This is a genomic window from Anaerofustis stercorihominis (genome assembly GCF_024623185.1).
GTDB lineage: Bacteria > Bacillota > Clostridia > Eubacteriales > Anaerofustaceae > Anaerofustis.
The window spans coordinates 1-16216 of the sequence record NZ_JANJZK010000005.1 but is presented as its reverse complement, the minus strand read 5'-3'; the positions used below and the strand labels follow the sequence as shown (position 1 = coordinate 16216).

The window sequence follows — 16216 nt, the reverse complement described above, 5'->3', positions numbered from 1 at the left end:
TTTGATTTAAACGTTTATATGAGTTAAAATATATATAAATAAACTTTAAGGAGAACGTGTATGAATAATTTTAATTTCTACTTACCTACCAATGTATATTTCGGGAAAGGTCAAATCAAACATCTGCCCAAAGTATTAAAAGAATGCGGAAATAAAGTACTTCTTGTTTACGGAGGCGGAAGCATCAAAAGAAGCGGACTTTACGATGAGATAATGAACTTATGTAACGAAAATAACATCGAAGTATTCGAACTTTCGGGAGTAGACCCAAATCCTAGAATAGAATCGGTAAGAGACGGAAGCAAAATATGTAAAGAAAATGATATAGACGTAGTTCTCGCAGCGGGCGGAGGAAGCAGTATTGACTGTGCAAAAATGATTGCGGCAGCGGCAAAAAGCGACCTTGACGCATGGGAACTAGTAATCGACCCCAATAAAATAAAGGATACATTACCTATCGTATCTATCCTTACACTGGCTGCTACAGGCTCTGAAATGGATCCGTTCGCAGTAATAAGCGATATGAATGCTAATATGAAAGTCGGAGTAGGCTGTGATTTATTAAAACCTAAAGCTTCCATAATGGACCCAAGCTATACTTTTTCTGTACCTAAAAAGCAAACTGCTGCGGGTACAGCTGATATAATGTCTCATATATTTGAAAGTTATTTTTCAAATGTAAAAGAAGGATTTATGCAGTCAAGGATCGCTGAAGCACTTCTTAAGACTTGTATCAAATACGGACCTATAGCATATAACGACCCTGAAAACTATGAAGCTAGAGCCAATTTGATGTGGGCTTCTTCATGGGCAATCAACGGACTTTTGAAAGCCGGAAACGAAGTTGAATGGTGCGTTCATCCTATGGAACATGAACTCAGTGCTTACTATGATATAACTCACGGCGTTGGACTTGCGATACTTACTCCAAGGTGGATGGAATATGTATTAAGCAAAGATACATTAGATAGATTTGTAGAATACGGATTGAACGTTTGGGGTATTTCTCCTCATAAGGAAAAAGAAGAGATTGCAAAAGAAGCTATAGAAAATACTTATAAATTCTTTGAAAGCCTCGATATACCTATGACTCTTAAAGAAGTTGGAATTGATGAAACTCATCTTGAAGAAATGGCATCCAAGATAGATAAAATAGAAACCGCATACAAACCTTTATATAAAGAAGATATGTTAAAAATATATAAGATGTCTTTATAAAATAAAAAGAAGACTTAGGTCTTCTTTTTTATTTGTTTTACCATATATAAATTAAAATAAATAAACTTAATTAGATATATAACTCGCTTAATATACGTTAGGGGCGCGGATTCTGCCAAAGGCAGGCGTAGTGCCCCGGTTTGTTAATAAAAATCATTAATATTTTCTAAACAAATTTAAAAGTAATACATCATTTTATTAATTTCTTATTAGGTAACTATTAAAATAGGAAAATTGTATAAATTAAATGATATAATCAATTAAACATATACGGAGGAAATTATGAAAGAAAATTTTCAAATCAAGATTTTGAATAAGAAATTAAAAGAAAGTATTAATAGATTTATACCTACATTCATATTTACCATAATACTATTTTTATGTACTTTAATTACAAGTATTGGTTTATTTAAATATGATATATCAGAATTTATGATGAGTTTGAGCCCGGGAATAATTGTATCTGTACTTATCAATATATTTTTTGAGTATAGAAAACAGAGCATTGATAAAACAAAAAATAATATTATATCTATTATAGTTTCATCTTTTGTAACAATAATATTTTATATACTTCTTTTAAATACAAAAGGTGGTTACAATGATTTAGTATATTTAGCTTACTACGGTATAATCTCTTCGAGTTTATTTATTATAGTATATATAATGTATACTTAAGGAAATAAAGAAACCTTGTTTACACATTTATTTACTTCATTTCTGCTTACTTTTATTATATCTATGATAATATATTTAGGTCTATCTATATGCTATTCCGCTTTTGAACTTCTTGTGTTTAAATTTAAATATCTAAACATGTTCTTTATTATTGCTTCATTTTCCTTTGCAATAATATTTACAAATTTCTTTTTGACATTTATACCAAAGAAAAACGAAGAAGTAAAAACGCCCAAAATATATACAAATATTATAAAAAAAGTGATGATACCTTTATACACCATACTTATTGGTGTATTGTATCTTTATATTTTTAAAATCATTTTTACAGGAACCATTCCCGTCGGAGAAATGAACCCTTATGCTTCACTGGCGCTTCTCGGATATATATTTTTATATCTAAGTATTGATGATGTAAATAATAAATTTACACTATATTTTAAAAAATATGGTAGTTTTGTACTTATACCTATAATTATCACGCAATTGATTTTTATAAGTATAAGAATAAATGCCTATGGTCTTACTTCTTTAAGACTTCTTTCATTGATACTAATCTTTATAGGGATCATGTTTTTAATTTGTATAATAACAAAAAAGAGTATAAAATACCCTTTTTTGATTGGAGGAATCGTAATTTTAATTTTTACAATATCTCCGTTCAATTTATATAGCATACCGAACAAAACACAGGAAAACAGATTTATAAGAGTGCTTAAAAAAAATGATATGTATAAAGAGGGCATAATAATAAAATCGAGTAAATTAAGTGAAGAAGATAAAAATACGATAGAAAGCTGTCACAATTACCTGATTTCATCCCCAGGTATCAAATCAAATTTAGTAAAATATATATCCGATAAAAAAGATACAAATTATCTATACGGCTTTGCGTTTAAAGAAAATAATGATGAGTACTCGGATATAGCAAATAATGATAAAATCACTTATTCATTTGACTATGATATAGACGATAAAGGTTTAAATATAGACGGCTACAGTAAAATGTTTAAAATAGAAAATAACTCATTAGTTTATAAAAATAAAAATATCAAATATAAAAATGGAGAAAAAGTAATTTTGGACTTTACTGATTATTTTAATAAATTATATGAAAACAACAAAAAAAATAACAATAAAACAATTAAAATGATATATGAAAAAGATAATGTCAAAGTATTATTCACTTATCTGGATTTAACGGTTAAAGATAAAAATATTATAAACTGTTCATACGAAGGCAAATTATTTATAAAATAATAAAAGTAGGGTCTTTCCCTACTTTTTAGTTCTAAAGTTAAATACACAATTTATTATTTTATTGATTTTAATTAAAAACACGGGGCACTACGCCTGCCTTCGGCAGAATCCGCGCCCCTAACTCACATCATTCCAAGCTCTTTTAATCTCTTATCATCAAGAAGTTCATTATTTAAAATATCATCTAAAAAATTATCTATCCTATCATTTGATTTGATATTTTTAATATAAATAAGTGTTTTAGTTATATCATATAGAACCAGTCCCCTGCCGCTTTCTCTGAAAATGGTAAGATCAATATTTATTAGATAATCCGTTACTTTATCAATAAGCTCCGGATAATAATCTATCCATATGGGAATTGACTGAATGCACTGTCTAGCAGTGGAGTATTTTTCATCCTTACAGCACTGAAGATATCTGTCTAAAACATATATAAATTTATTGTCGTCATATTTCTTTGAATACTTTGCATTTTCCGCAATCAAGTATACCGCAATATGTTTATGATAAGAATTCCTGCTTGTAAGCATATCCTTAAAAGTATCGAAATAATCATATACATCTTCATAATCCTTGCTTCGCTCTCTAAGAAGCAAAAATGAATTATATCTTAAATTATTATTTTTTTCTTTTAAATTAGAAACCAAGTATTGTATATTTTCCTTGCTTAAAGTGACCGCCAGTTCGGGGATTTCATTTTTATCAAAATCGATTAAGTTCATTTTTACACCATTAAAATTCAATATCAAGCATTACCGGACAGTGGTCTGAACCCATTACATCAGAGAATATTTTTACATCTTTGATTTTCTCTTTTATCCTCTCACTTACAATAAAGTAGTCTATCCTCCACCCTGCATTATTCTTTCTTGCATTAAATCGATACGACCACCATGTATATACCCCTTCGGTATTTGGATATAAATATCTATAACTGTCTACAAAACCTCTTTCTAAAAGGGCGGTCATTTTATCTCTTTCCTCAATTGTAAAACCCGCATTCTTTTTATTTGTCTTTGGATTTTTGAGGTCAATTTCGGTGTGAGCTACATTTAAATCTCCGCACATTATAACAGGTTTGCTCTTATCAAGTTCACATAGATAATCCGCAAAATAATCTTCCCACTCCATACGGTAATCTAAGCGCTTAAGCTCGTTTTGAGAATTTGGAGTATATACATTTACCAAATAAAAATTTTCATATTCCGCGGTTATGACTCTGCCTTCGGTAGAAAATTTTTCTTCGCTAAGTCCGGTCCTGACACTGATAGGTTTGATTTTTGAAAATGTTGCCGTCCCTGAATAACCTTTTTTCTCGGCATAATCCCAGTATTCTTCATATCCTGGGATATCCATTTCTATTTGACCTTCCTGAAGTTTCGTTTCCTGAACATTAAAAATATCAGCGTCTGCTTCATTAAAAAAGTCCATAAATCCTTTATTTACACAAGCTCTAAGCCCGTTTACATTCCACGTTACAAGTTTCATAATTGCTCCTTATAAAAGTATTTTATTAAATCAATAATGATTATTAATTATTATTACATGTTTTTATGATACTTTCAATAAGAAATATTTTCTTTTTACTTATTCCAATGATATTTTATCAAATACTTTAATTTTCATAATTTAAATTTTATAATTTATTTGTTTGTGTAAAATCTTTCAAAATTTAATTCAGTGTTTTATAAAATCCTTAATAAATACATAACTCATATTTATAAATAATATGAAAAATAATTTTTATTTTAAATACAATAAAATATAATTTATCTAGTCAAATATAACCGCTAAATAATTTTTCGTATAAATCAAAATAAACAGTTTATTAAAAACTCAATTCAGAGTAAATATATAATATAATATAATAAATTAAAAATCTAAAATAAATAAACAGCAATGTACTATTATCAATGTATTTATAAAAAAAATTCTTTCTAATTTTATTATCAACAGTTTAAAACATATTAAAGCAAAATAAAAAAAGAAGGTATTATGACCTTCTTTTTTATTTATTACTATTTATCATCTTCTTTATCATCTGTCTCATTCAAGACTACATCTTCAGCTGTTTCATTTATATCTTCCGATTTAGTTTGTTCACTATCGGATAGTTCTGTTTCATCAGACGACAGTTCACTTTCTTCGGATGTGATTTCTGAATTATTTTCTTCAAAATCTTTTTCCATTGGTTCTGATAAAGAAACATTTTCATTTTCCTTATCAGGATCTTCTTTTTTATTTCTTTTTTTGAATAATCCTTTTTTCTTAGTTTTATCTTCTTCTTTTTCTGAAGTATCTTCTATCAATAGACCTTGTTCTCTTAACTTATCTTCACGTTCTTTTCTTCTTTTATCTCTTTGTGATTTTGTCTCTGTTATATATCTGTAGTCTTTTTCCTCTTCGATATAATTTGAAGTGACCTTGCTGAATACGTCAAGTCCGTTATAGACTATCGTTTCTTCATTTAAAACATTATTTATATCACTGTCATCTATTTTTAGTAAAGCAGCGTTTCTTTTCTTTAAATAAATTAAATCTTTATCTTTCTTTTCATCAAAATCAAAGTTTGACATTTTTTCATATAGATCATTAGCTTTTTTGTAGTCTTTTCTTTTAATAAAATAAGTCACGATATGATGACAAACGACTAAATATTCTTTGATATCATCTTTTAAAGGAGATATTTTGTTTACTGCAATATCATCAAAATTTTCATATAAAAAGTTAATATACTTACTGAACCCAACATTAAGTCTCCCAAACTTTACATCAAGATAATCTCTTAAGACAAAGTCTACAGTATACATATCCTCAAAATCGAATTCTTCCAACGTAAAATCTCTGTTCAAATAATCTGAAATCTTTTTAAGCAGGTAGTTTCTCTTAATATCTTTATTTTGAAGGTTATAACTTCCGTAAAGAAGGAATTTAGACGCTACAAGGTAATCATATTGTTCTTCAGTCAAAGAATTTTTAACAATGTGATGTCCTTCTTCATCTTTCTCTCCTGTATCGATTTTATCATTTGGGATATCCAAGCATTTATCGCCTTCAAGAAGGATAAATAAAATTTGTGTTGATGTAAATAAAATTAAAAAAATCAAAGCTACATCAATAAAAAACAGTATTATATCAGAAAATATATAAACGAAAAGGAAATATACAGATATACAAGCTAAAACGAGCAATAGTAAATTCCCGGCTATATTTTCAAAAGTAGTAAAGGTAAAGTTGTTTTTTAATTTATTGAATTCTTCATCATTTTGAGGATATTTAAATTTCGGAACGGTTACCCCGAGTGAAAAATAATGTTTATTATGAAGTCTTCCTCTATATTTTTTATCCGGATTTTTATATAAAACATAAAAAGGATCCATATATAGCATCGTAGTGTCATAACCTTTTTTATTATATATAATGCTGTATGATTTATATTTAAAATATAATGATAAATAATACATAAGGATTATAAGTATAGGGCAAATAGGTGCGACCCAGTATAACTTATGACCGATAGCAAAAGAAATCAATATCCCTCCGCTTATAAGTCCGAATAAAAGTATTACCAACCAAATTATTTTTAAATTTTTCTTAGAACTTGTTCTCATAAATAAATCCTCAAATCTATTATTTTATATAAATTATTTATCTTTTTTACCAAAACTTAATTTATTTTCATTCCCGTTAATTATTCTTTTTATATTAAGTCTATGCTGATATATGCTTAAAATGCATAGAATGCAAGATAAAATTATGTAATAAGTATCTACTTTAAATACAATAAAAAATACTGCACTTAGGGTAAGTGCTGTAAGAGAACCCACGGATACCATTCTTGTGATAAGTGCCAATATAAGACCTATTAAAATAGCCATTAAAGCTAATCTATAATCTACCATTACAAGGATACCCGCACTGGCAGATACGCCTTTTCCCCCTCTGAAACCCATAAATATAGGCCAGTTATGTCCTGCAACACAAAAAAGCGACGCAATCAGAATTACAAAAGAACTTTGATTAAATATATAACAAAGTCCCACAGCAAGCATCCCTTTAAAAAAATCTATTAAAAAAACCAGAAGTCCGGAAAAAAAGCCATATGTTCTAAGGGCATTCGTAGCCCCGGCATTACCGCTTCCGTAAGTTCTTATATCCTCTTTTTTTACGCTTTTTGAAAATATATATGCACCATTTATACACCCTATAAAATAAGATGCGATAATTATTACCAAACTTAAAAAAGTAAACTCTATATTCATAAAAACTCCTAGTATCAGTAATCATTTTACTTTTAGTATTATAGCATAATAAAAGTTAAATAAAAGTATGTTTAATGAAAAATATGTAAAATATTACAAAATTTTCATCAATTCTTAATAATTAAAGTGAATTATATTTTAACGTCTATTTTTTTACTTATTTTTATCTCATCACCGGTTACATCACAGTCAAAAGCAAGTATATTTACACCATTTTCTTTTGCATTTTTAAGTGCATTTATAAAATCATCATGCACGGGATTAGGTGTAAAACACTTTGCACCTTTAAACTGGATTATGAAAATCATATATGCTTCATAACCGTCTTTATGAGCCGTTACCAGTTCATTGATATGCTTTATCCCCCTTATTGTCGGTGCATCGGGAAACATAGCTATCCCCTCTTCTTCTAATGTTACCCCTTTTATTTCTATATATGCTTTTCGCTCTTTACTTTCAACATAAAAATCAAATCTTGAATTACCGTAAGTACTTTCATTCTTTATAAAGAGTTCACCATCAAAACCATCGAGGTTTATAATTTTATTTTCAAGTGCTTCCCTAAATATTTTATTTGGGATTTGACTGTCCATATTGAATAGGATATCGTTTTTATACACACTTATTAAGTCATACTTTGTATTTCTGTTTGGATTATCCGATTTTTCAAGATAAACAGCCGCACCTTGTTTTAATAACTCTCTGCATCTTCCTGTGTTCTTTACGTGTACAGTTTCAACTATATCTCCTATTTTACATTTGGCTATAAATCTGTTAGGTCGGTTTATAAAAGTCGCTTTAACTATATTTTTATATTTCATACTCTCCTCTTTCACTATCAGGTATTATACAAGACAAGCTTGAAAAAATAAAGGATTTGATTTAAAATTGTTTTATGGAAAATTATAAATTTATAAATCATGAAAAATGCGAGTTCTTCCCTTGCCATAAAACAGATGATAAAGAAAATTTTAATTGCTTATTTTGCTACTGCCCGCTGTATTTAATGGAAGATAAATGCGGTGGTAATTTTACTTACACAAAAAATGGGATAAAGGACTGTTCAAATTGTCTGCTTCCTCATAAAAGAGAAAATTACGATTATATAAATAATAAATTATATGAATTTACAATATCTCAAAACAAAGAACGATTTGGTAAAATAAAAGCGGTCGCAACAGACCTTGACCATACTTTGATAAAGCATGAATTTGCAATTGATGATATCTCGGTCGAAACCTTTAAAAAATTAAAAGAAAAAGGATATAAAACCATAGTGGCTACGGCAAGAGGTTTCTATCAGGCATATTATTTTACGAAGAAATTAAATCCCGATTATGTAATCAGTGACAACGGAGCACTCGTTACAAAATTTATTAACGGGGAAAAAGAAATAATTTTCAAGGTAAATATTCCTGACGATATAAAAAGAGATATTATATCTTCGATTGAAGAGTACGATAATCTTATATTTATGCTTGAGTCCGGAGATGATTTATATGTAAATCCTTGCGAAGCGGAACCGGATTTTTGTGATAAACATGTAGAAATATTTACGAAAGTCCAACAATTTGACAAAGACTTGAGAGTAAATATAATGAGAAATTTAAAAGATTTCCCTAAGGATAAACCACTGACGAGGATATGTATTTTCGATTTCCTTCAAACGGATGAAGTCCAAAATAAACTTAAAAACATTGCTGAAAAATATAAAGGGAAAGTAAAATATGCACAGTCATTTAAAACTGTTTTTGAGTTCGGATGTTCGGATAAAGGAAAAGCTCTTGATTTTTTAATGGACTACGCAAATATAAAAAAAGAGGAACTTATTAGTTTCGGTGACAGCCTGGCAGATATACCTCTTTTAGATAAGTCGGGAATACCCGTAGCGGTTGAAAATGCCAGAGATGAGTTGAAAAAGCATGCAATGTATATTGCGGACAGCGTATTTGAAAATGGAACGGATAAATTCATAAGGGAAAATTTATTAAATGAATAACAGTTATGATAAGTTCAGCGAATATTATGATATATATACCTCCTTTGTAGATTATGAATTATGGAGCAAATATATATATGCCCTTGCCGATAAAGATTTAACAAATAAAAACATTTTGGATTTGGGCTGCGGCAGCGGAGAAATGCTTCTAAGTATTGATGAAATGACAAATGCTAATTTATATGGAGTCGATATAAGCGAAGAAATGTTAAGTATTGCAGACCAGAATGCTTTTTTTAAAAACAAAAAACTAAATCTAATAAAATGTGATATGTCCAAATTCATATGCGATATAAAATTTGATTTGATATATTCTGCCTGCGACAGCATGAATTACCTTTTAAATGAAGAAGAATTTATAGATACTTTAAATAATGCTTATGAAATATTGAATGAAAATTCTATTTTTACTTTTGATATCATAAATAAAGATCATATAGAAACAAATGACGATTTCTCATATGAAAATATCTATTTTGTCATAAAGAGAAAAAAAGAAGAAAATTATCTTTATACAGATATAAAAATATATGAAGATAAAAAAGAAGCAGAAAATATCAGTCATAAACAAAGGTTATATTCAATAGATGAAATAAAAAAAATGTATAACAAAACTAAATTTGACGATATATTATTTTATGATTTCCTTACTGCAAAAGGGATTGAAAAAACAAGCGACAAAATTCAAATAATTTTAAAAAAATATTGACAAATATCATTTTTTACTTTATACTATAACGTGCTTGGTCGCATAGCTCAGCTGGGAGAGCACCTGCCTTACAAGCAGGGGGTCATAGGTTCGAGCCCTATTGCGACCACCATTTTATGCGAAAGTGGCTCAGTGGTAGAGCATCGCCTTGCCAAGGCGAGGGTCGCGAGTTCGAATCTCGTCTTTCGCTCCAATAATATAAACATAAATCAATCTGAAATATGATTGATTTTTTTATTGCTAAAATCATATATCCCCAAATATAATAAACATATTTTGAATTCAATCAAAGTCATAAATGATATTTGCTTTTTATATTATAATATTAAACAAATTATCTTAAATTAAATATTTTCTAATATCAAATAAGACCTATGATTGTATTCCCGATTATATATTAATATTATTAAATTATACTAATAATTTTTATTTTAATTAATACAATAATCGTTTTATTTATAAAAATTTAGATAAAACTACTAAAATAAAAATTTATCTTAGTAACCCCATACTCCCGGTCAGTTTATTTATAAGTTTCTTATTACCGTAGAGCGCTAAGCCAAAGTAAGTCATCTCACTTGAATTTACTTTACTTATTTTTTCTATATATTTATCGTAAATATTACAAGACTGAGCAACATCAGAAAAATCAGCAACCACAATACCTTTATATTTTTCATCACTTAGTTTATTTATCAAATCGCTTAATACATCTTTATTACCCTTTAAAATTGGGATAGGTATGCTTATGATACCCATATGCTCATTTCCATCTTTATCTGTCACATCTACTCCTACTAAATCGGGATAATGACTTCCAAGAGTATTACCGAGTATAGCCGCAGTATTGGCAATGAAACCCAGAGGTAATGTTTCATCAATAACCATTACGCATTTTTTTTCTTCATTCATTTTTATGTCCTTTCCAAACAATTTAATTAAGAAAAAGTATACATTAAAAAAATTTAAATACTATATTGATAATATTTTTAAATTTTATACTCTTCCCTTTTTTCATAATCTACAAAAGATAATATCATTTTATGAAATTTATTTATTGTACAAAATTGATAATAAAGAAAATCCTATATACATTATCAAAAAGTCATATAAAATTGATATATAGAAACTAAATCAAGGAAATTAATGTATAATTCAAATCATAAAACACATTCTTAGATTAGTATTAAATCATAGGTTTAAATAAAATAAAAAACACATGGTCATATTAAACCGATGTGTTTCCTATTTTATCAATTCATATTTTATCATATAATCCATTTATGTTTCTTCATATCAACATGATCATCATCTTTTAATGTTACGCCTTCATTTTTAAGCAGTTCTTTTTGAGAATGGAAATTAGGTGCAAGCCTTCCATTATGATTAACGACTCTATGACAGGGATATTCACCGTAGTATTCAGACATGGAAAGTATCTTCCCAACCAATCTGGAATTCTTTGGTCTGTCTGCCAAAACTGCGATTTGCCCGTAAGTCGCAACTTTTCCTTTTGGGATTTCTTCAACTATGGAAAGAACAAGAAATATCAAATCATCATCCAATACTTTCCCCATTACAATGCAGTACCTTTCTTTGGGATAAATAAATTTGACATATCAACATCTTCAAGTTCCAATAGTTTTATCTTTTTTTCTATCCCGCCGGCATATCCGGTAAGACTCCCGTTAGAACCGACTACTCTGTGACAAGGGATGATTATGGATATCGGGTTATGGGATACTGCACCGCCCACTGCTTGTGCAGACATAGTCTCTATCCCTTTTTCTCTGGCTATTTCTTTTGCGATGTCATTATATGTGATAACTTTTCCGTAAGGTATTTTACAAAGTATTTTCCATACGCTTTTCCTAAAGTCACTTCCTGCCGGTTCTAATTCCAATTCATTTATTTCGGGTCTTTCATTTAAAAAGTATCGATCTAACCAATTCTTAGTTTTATTTAGAATTTCAATGTTATCATTTTCCGTAATTTCTTCTTTTAATCCGGCTAAATAATATTTTTGATTTTCTATCCATAATCCAATCAGTTTATCATTCTTTGACGCAATCAGTATATCGCCTATGGGGGATCTATAATGTGTAGTATAAATCATTTGATTCACTTCCTTATTGAAAATTAACTTTATATCACATAAAATTTTAGGTCATTTTTATTATATCTCTTTATTTAAATCAATTATAACATTATATAACCATAAATTATATTTAATATTTATATTTCATATTAACTTATAACAATAAATGTCTAATCGGCTTATATAGTACCTCCTCAATATAATATTTTTTTACTTTTTTTTGACAAACTATTGTAAATTTGGAAACATTTGATATAATAAGCTAGTAACTGATCATTTTAGTTCCAAGGTATTATTTAAGATAATATCACACCATGCCGAAGTGGCGGAACTGGCAGACGCACAGGACTTAAAATCCTGCGATCCTTACCGATCGTACCGGTTCGATTCCGGTCTTCGGCACCATTAAAATCAGAAGGTAAAACTTCTTTTTTTATTATTTAACGCCTTAAACTTGTAAATTCTTAACCGACTACCCTTTTAAGAAATGCAAGGAAAAAGACACCTTTTGGTGTCTTTTTTACTTTTTATATAAACAAACCATAATATTATTACATATATTTTATTTTTACTCTTATTATTATATAAAAATAATAAATTTTATCTTAAATTTAAAAAATATATATCATATAATAGTATATATTGATTTATTTAACGATAATTTAATGAATCAAACCCTCTAAATTATCATTAAGCATAACAATTATCCTTTATTAATATTTGATTAAAAATATCTGAATTTCGGGATAAATATTTGCTTTTATCCATAAGAAGTGTTATCCTAATAAAGAATATTGTATCCCTTGAGATTTATAATTATTAAAACTTATAAAATACAATATTTTTTCCCTTCATGTAAGGTATTAATTTACCTTACATGTTTTAATTTTGAATATAAACAAATCTAAAAGGTATCGATAATTATATTGATACCTTTAATTATTGTCCAAAAAGTAAACTTCACGATATGACATAAAATAAAAATAGGTTATTATTGTATAATCAAATTTAAACAGTTCTGTGTAAAGGAGGATTATATGGACGATAGACAAAAAAGAAATATAATTCACAATGTAATGAATGATATAAGTAACATCATAGGGCTTAATAATTTATTGATACTGGAAGACAATAAATCCGACAGAAAGAGAATAAAGAAAAAAATAAAGTTATATTATGAATTTATATATAAAGAATGCAGACCGATTATAGATAATAAAGAAGATATAAATGAAATTTCCACTGCATTCGAAGGCGAGTATCTAAGAGTATTTAAGAATGCAATAGAAAAGAATATTAAAAGCACTGAAAATATTAAAGAGCAATAATATATCGGTGTTTTATTTTTGAAATTAATAGCTTGATTATAGCTTCATTAAAAGAAAAAAGGAATGGTTTTCCATTCCTTTTTTAGTCTATATAATTATATGATAAATAAGATTTGTAAACATACAAAGTGCTATACCGCAGACCGTTGGGAGAATAAATGCCAGCGCAGTCCATTTAAAGCTTTTGGTTTCGCTTTTAATGGTCATTAAAGTCGTAGCACATGGAAAATGCAGTAAAGTAAAAATCATTACATTGACTGCGGTTAAAATCGTCCATCCGTTTGCTATAAGGACCTTCCCTATTTCCATAGTATTTTCTATGTCTACCATAGTTCCCTTTCCGAGATAACACATGAGTATTATAGGAAGCACTATTTCATTTGCCGGAAGCCCCAAAATGAATGCAGTCAGGATATAGCCGTCAAGTCCCATAAGCTGAGCAAAAGGATTTAAAAAGGTTGCTATATGAGTAAGGATACTGGCATTCCCTATCCCAATATTTGCCATGAGCCATATGACTATCCCAGCAGGAGCCGCAAATACCATTGCACGACCGAGAACGTATAATGTCCTATCAAATATCGACCTTACCAAAATCCTTCCTATCTGCGGTTTTCTGTAAGGAGGAAGCTCCAATGTCAAAGTGCTTGGCATTCCCTTTAAAACAGTCTTCGATAAAAATTTGGAAATAAACAAAGTAAGTATTATTCCAAGGATTATTACAAGAAGCACCGCTAAAGTAGATAAGATAGAGTTTCCGAAACTAAATCCTACACCCCCGATAAATATTGAAGCTACCGCTATCAAAAACGGGAACCTTCCATTACATGGAACAAAAGCATTTGTCAATATCGCAATAAGCCTTTCTCTTGTGGAGTTTATTATCCTGCATCCGATAACCCCTGCGGCATTACATCCAAAACCCATACACATTGTAAGTGCCTGCTTACCGGACGCACAGGCTTTTTTAAAGTAATGGTCGAGATTAAATGCGATCCTCGGAAGATATCCAAGGTCTTCAAGTATCGTAAATAGTGGAAAGAATATTGCCATCGGCGGAAGCATAACGCTTATGACCCATGAAAGCGTATTATACATCCCATCTATCAGAACTCCTTTTAAAAAGACAGGAGCATGCAAATAATCAAACAGAGCATACAGTTTATCACCTACATAACCAAAGAAAACGGAAAGCATTTCGGAAGGATAATTTGCCCCTGTGATAGTTAGCCAGAATATTACACCGAGGAACAATATCATCAGCGGTATACCAAAAGTCTTAGACGTTAAAATCTTATCTACTTTTCTGTCCCTGTCATTATAATCCCTTACTTCATATTCTAAAACATCTTCACATATTTCCTCATCGTTTTGAAGTATCTCTTCGACTACTCTGTCTCTGAAATTATTCTTTGTTATATTGTTGGTCATAAGTTTTACTTTAGCCTTTTCGACTAATAATGATATATTTTTATCAGCAAGTAAATCTATATCAAGATAATTTTTAAGAGACTTGAGTATTTTCTCATCCCCATCTATGAGTTTAAGTGCTATCCATCTGTATAAATATGTATTTTTGATATTGGTTTGTTTTAATTTTTCCGTTATCTTTTCAATAGCTTCTTCTATGTGTTCGTTATATTTTACACATTTTGGACTAACTTTCATTTTATTGGTACAAACGCTGTAAATAGCACTGAGCAAGCTGTTTAAAGTCTTTGGACGCCTTGCGGTGACACCGACCACAGGAACGCCCAAATACTCGCTTAACAGTTCCAGATTGATTTTTATACCTTTTTTCTTTGCTTCATCAAGCAAATTTACGCATACAATTACATTATTGGTTATTTCAAAAGTCTGAAATACCAGATTTAAATTTCTCTCCAAAGCAGTTGCATCGACGACGACGACGGTGACATCTGCCTGACCGAAACATATATAATTTCTTGCTATCTCTTCTTCTTCGGAATTAGACATCAGTGAATATGTACCGGGTATATCTACGAATAATAAGTCTTTATCTTTATATCTGCATTTCCCTACGGCGTTACTGACGGTTTTTCCCGGCCAGTTCCCGGTATGCTGGTGCATTCCCGTAAGTGCATTGAAGACAGTGGATTTACCTACATTCGGATTTCCGGCAAGACCTATTGTGAAATCGCAGCCTATGGCCTTTTCAAAAACATCCGCTTCCAAAACCTTAGCTCCGGTTGAGCTTGAAGTGAGCCCCATAATCTCCCCCCTTTTACATTATTTAATATTATAATATGTAAAAAGTTAAAATTATGTTACAAGAATTATACTTCAAATACCTCTATTTTATCAGCATCCTCTTTTCTGAATGCTATTATACTTCCTCTTATTTCGTATGCTCTCGGGTCTCCCAAAGGGCTTATGAGTACAGGTTTGATTTTGGTACCTTTTACTACACCTAAATCTAGAAATCGTCTTCTGTCGTCTCCCTCACAATTAATATCCAGAACTTTACCTAAATTTCCTATTTCAATATTACTTAGTACCTTACGTTTTTCCATTTTGCCCTCCTAGTACTTTCCATTACTATAGTATGAAACATCGGTTTTTTTCGTTACAATTTACACTTTAAGGGGCTCTGCCCCTTTCACCCTTTATAAGGGACTCCGTCCCTTATGAACCCTGCCC

16 protein-coding genes and 3 tRNA genes are annotated in these 16216 nt (G+C 29.5%); 9 read left to right on the top strand and 10 right to left on the bottom strand.

Annotation, left to right across the window (positions count from 1 at the left end; translation table 11 throughout):
• Positions 1-60: 60 nt before the first annotated feature.
• The 3 genes from NSA01_RS04075 (at position 61) to NSA01_RS04065 (ending at position 3156) form a co-directional block, all read left to right on the top strand.
• Positions 61-1218 carry an iron-containing alcohol dehydrogenase gene (locus NSA01_RS04075; protein ID WP_257480236.1) on the top strand — a complete coding sequence of 386 codons (1158 nt, stop codon included), beginning with the start codon at positions 61-63 and terminating at the stop codon, positions 1216-1218.
• A gap of 282 nt (positions 1219-1500) precedes the next feature.
• The gene (locus NSA01_RS04070; RefSeq protein ID WP_257480235.1) at positions 1501-1896 is read left to right on the top strand and encodes a hypothetical protein; all 396 of its coding nucleotides are present in this window, start codon (positions 1501-1503) and stop codon (positions 1894-1896) included.
• Between the two features lie 15 nt (positions 1897-1911).
• Entirely contained in the window at positions 1912-3156 is a 1245-nt protein-coding gene (locus tag NSA01_RS04065; protein WP_257480234.1) for a DUF4153 domain-containing protein, read from the top strand.
• Between the two features lie 122 nt (positions 3157-3278).
• On the opposite strand, the gene NSA01_RS04060 is transcribed toward NSA01_RS04065, so the two are convergent.
• From NSA01_RS04060 to sfsA, 5 genes are all read right to left on the bottom strand, one after another.
• A complete protein-coding gene (locus NSA01_RS04060; RefSeq protein WP_257480233.1) occupies positions 3279-3881 on the bottom strand; it encodes a hypothetical protein in 603 nt (200 codons plus the stop codon).
• 10 nt (positions 3882-3891) lie between these two features.
• The gene (locus NSA01_RS04055) at positions 3892-4647 is read right to left on the bottom strand and encodes an exodeoxyribonuclease III (protein WP_257480232.1); all 756 of its coding nucleotides are present in this window, start codon (positions 4645-4647) and stop codon (positions 3892-3894) included.
• A gap of 530 nt (positions 4648-5177) precedes the next feature.
• The gene (locus NSA01_RS04050; protein ID WP_257480231.1) at positions 5178-6770 is read right to left on the bottom strand and encodes a hypothetical protein; all 1593 of its coding nucleotides are present in this window, start codon (positions 6768-6770) and stop codon (positions 5178-5180) included.
• Positions 6771-6803: 33 nt separating this feature from the next.
• The gene (gene plsY, locus NSA01_RS04045; protein WP_257480230.1) at positions 6804-7421 is read right to left on the bottom strand and encodes a glycerol-3-phosphate 1-O-acyltransferase PlsY; all 618 of its coding nucleotides are present in this window, start codon (positions 7419-7421) and stop codon (positions 6804-6806) included.
• Between the two features lie 131 nt (positions 7422-7552).
• A complete protein-coding gene (sfsA, locus tag NSA01_RS04040) occupies positions 7553-8242 on the bottom strand; it encodes a DNA/RNA nuclease SfsA (protein WP_257480229.1) in 690 nt (229 codons plus the stop codon).
• A gap of 74 nt (positions 8243-8316) precedes the next feature.
• Here sfsA and NSA01_RS04030 point away from each other — a divergent pair, with 74 nt between their 5' ends.
• From NSA01_RS04030 to NSA01_RS04015, 4 genes are all read left to right on the top strand, one after another.
• Positions 8317-9420: an HAD-IIB family hydrolase gene (locus NSA01_RS04030; RefSeq protein WP_373887180.1), complete on the top strand. Its 1104-nt coding sequence runs from the start codon at positions 8317-8319 to the stop codon at positions 9418-9420.
• A complete protein-coding gene (locus NSA01_RS04025) occupies positions 9413-10129 on the top strand; it encodes a class I SAM-dependent DNA methyltransferase (protein ID WP_257480228.1) in 717 nt (238 codons plus the stop codon). Before NSA01_RS04030 ends, NSA01_RS04025 begins: the two co-directional genes overlap by 8 nt.
• A 36-nt stretch (positions 10130-10165) precedes the next feature.
• Positions 10166-10241 (top strand) — tRNA-Val (locus NSA01_RS04020).
• Positions 10242-10247: 6 nt separating this feature from the next.
• Positions 10248-10322: transfer RNA gene (locus NSA01_RS04015), tRNA-Gly, on the top strand.
• A gap of 299 nt (positions 10323-10621) precedes the next feature.
• Here the strand turns inward: NSA01_RS04015 and NSA01_RS04010 are convergent.
• The 3 genes from NSA01_RS04010 to NSA01_RS04000 form a co-directional block, all read right to left on the bottom strand.
• Positions 10622-11041, bottom strand: a complete 420-nt coding sequence (locus NSA01_RS04010) for a DUF2000 domain-containing protein (RefSeq protein ID WP_257480227.1) — start codon at positions 11039-11041, stop codon at positions 10622-10624.
• A 356-nt stretch (positions 11042-11397) separates the two neighbouring features.
• Entirely contained in the window at positions 11398-11706 is a 309-nt protein-coding gene (locus tag NSA01_RS04005) for an MGMT family protein (RefSeq protein ID WP_257480226.1), read from the bottom strand.
• Positions 11706-12245 carry a methylated-DNA--[protein]-cysteine S-methyltransferase gene (locus tag NSA01_RS04000; RefSeq protein ID WP_257480225.1) on the bottom strand — a complete coding sequence of 180 codons (540 nt, stop codon included), beginning with the start codon at positions 12243-12245 and terminating at the stop codon, positions 11706-11708. Before NSA01_RS04000 ends, NSA01_RS04005 begins: the two co-directional genes overlap by 1 nt.
• A gap of 298 nt (positions 12246-12543) precedes the next feature.
• Between NSA01_RS04000 and NSA01_RS03995 the strand changes: the two genes are divergently transcribed.
• Positions 12544-12632, top strand: a tRNA-Leu gene (locus NSA01_RS03995).
• Positions 12633-13264: 632 nt separating this feature from the next.
• Positions 13265-13555: a hypothetical protein gene (locus NSA01_RS03990; protein WP_257480224.1), complete on the top strand. Its 291-nt coding sequence runs from the start codon at positions 13265-13267 to the stop codon at positions 13553-13555.
• Positions 13556-13642: 87 nt separating this feature from the next.
• Here NSA01_RS03990 and feoB read toward each other — a convergent pair whose 3' ends face one another.
• Positions 13643-15787, bottom strand: coding sequence for a ferrous iron transport protein B (gene feoB / locus NSA01_RS03985; protein ID WP_257480223.1), 2145 nt, complete (start codon positions 15785-15787; stop codon positions 13643-13645).
• Between the two features lie 65 nt (positions 15788-15852).
• Entirely contained in the window at positions 15853-16089 is a 237-nt protein-coding gene (locus NSA01_RS03980; protein WP_257480222.1) for a FeoA family protein, read from the bottom strand.
• Positions 16090-16216 lie beyond the last annotated feature (127 nt).

What these genes read in the sequence shown, in the direction of transcription:
- NSA01_RS04075 (WP_257480236.1), top strand. Translation starts at nt 61, where the DNA reads ATGAATAATTTTAATTTCTACTTACCTACCAATGTATATTTCGGGAAA.
- NSA01_RS04070 (WP_257480235.1), top strand. Translation starts at nt 1,501, where the DNA reads ATGAAAGAAAATTTTCAAATCAAGATTTTGAATAAGAAATTAAAAGAA.
- NSA01_RS04060 (WP_257480233.1), bottom strand. Translation starts at nt 3,881, where the DNA reads ATGAACTTAATCGATTTTGATAAAAATGAAATCCCCGAACTGGCGGTC.
- NSA01_RS04055 (WP_257480232.1), bottom strand. Translation starts at nt 4,647, where the DNA reads ATGAAACTTGTAACGTGGAATGTAAACGGGCTTAGAGCTTGTGTAAAT.
- NSA01_RS04050 (WP_257480231.1), bottom strand. Translation starts at nt 6,770, where the DNA reads ATGAGAACAAGTTCTAAGAAAAATTTAAAAATAATTTGGTTGGTAATA.
- plsY (WP_257480230.1), bottom strand. Translation starts at nt 7,421, where the DNA reads ATGAATATAGAGTTTACTTTTTTAAGTTTGGTAATAATTATCGCATCT.
- sfsA (WP_257480229.1), bottom strand. Translation starts at nt 8,242, where the DNA reads ATGAAATATAAAAATATAGTTAAAGCGACTTTTATAAACCGACCTAAC.
- NSA01_RS04030 (WP_373887180.1), top strand. Translation starts at nt 8,317, where the DNA reads ATGGAAAATTATAAATTTATAAATCATGAAAAATGCGAGTTCTTCCCT.
- NSA01_RS04025 (WP_257480228.1), top strand. Translation starts at nt 9,413, where the DNA reads ATGAATAACAGTTATGATAAGTTCAGCGAATATTATGATATATATACC.
- NSA01_RS04010 (WP_257480227.1), bottom strand. Translation starts at nt 11,041, where the DNA reads ATGAATGAAGAAAAAAAATGCGTAATGGTTATTGATGAAACATTACCT.
- NSA01_RS04005 (WP_257480226.1), bottom strand. Translation starts at nt 11,706, where the DNA reads ATGGGGAAAGTATTGGATGATGATTTGATATTTCTTGTTCTTTCCATA.
- NSA01_RS04000 (WP_257480225.1), bottom strand. Translation starts at nt 12,245, where the DNA reads ATGATTTATACTACACATTATAGATCCCCCATAGGCGATATACTGATT.
- NSA01_RS03990 (WP_257480224.1), top strand. Translation starts at nt 13,265, where the DNA reads ATGGACGATAGACAAAAAAGAAATATAATTCACAATGTAATGAATGAT.
- feoB (WP_257480223.1), bottom strand. Translation starts at nt 15,787, where the DNA reads ATGGGGCTCACTTCAAGCTCAACCGGAGCTAAGGTTTTGGAAGCGGAT.
- NSA01_RS03980 (WP_257480222.1), bottom strand. Translation starts at nt 16,089, where the DNA reads ATGGAAAAACGTAAGGTACTAAGTAATATTGAAATAGGAAATTTAGGT.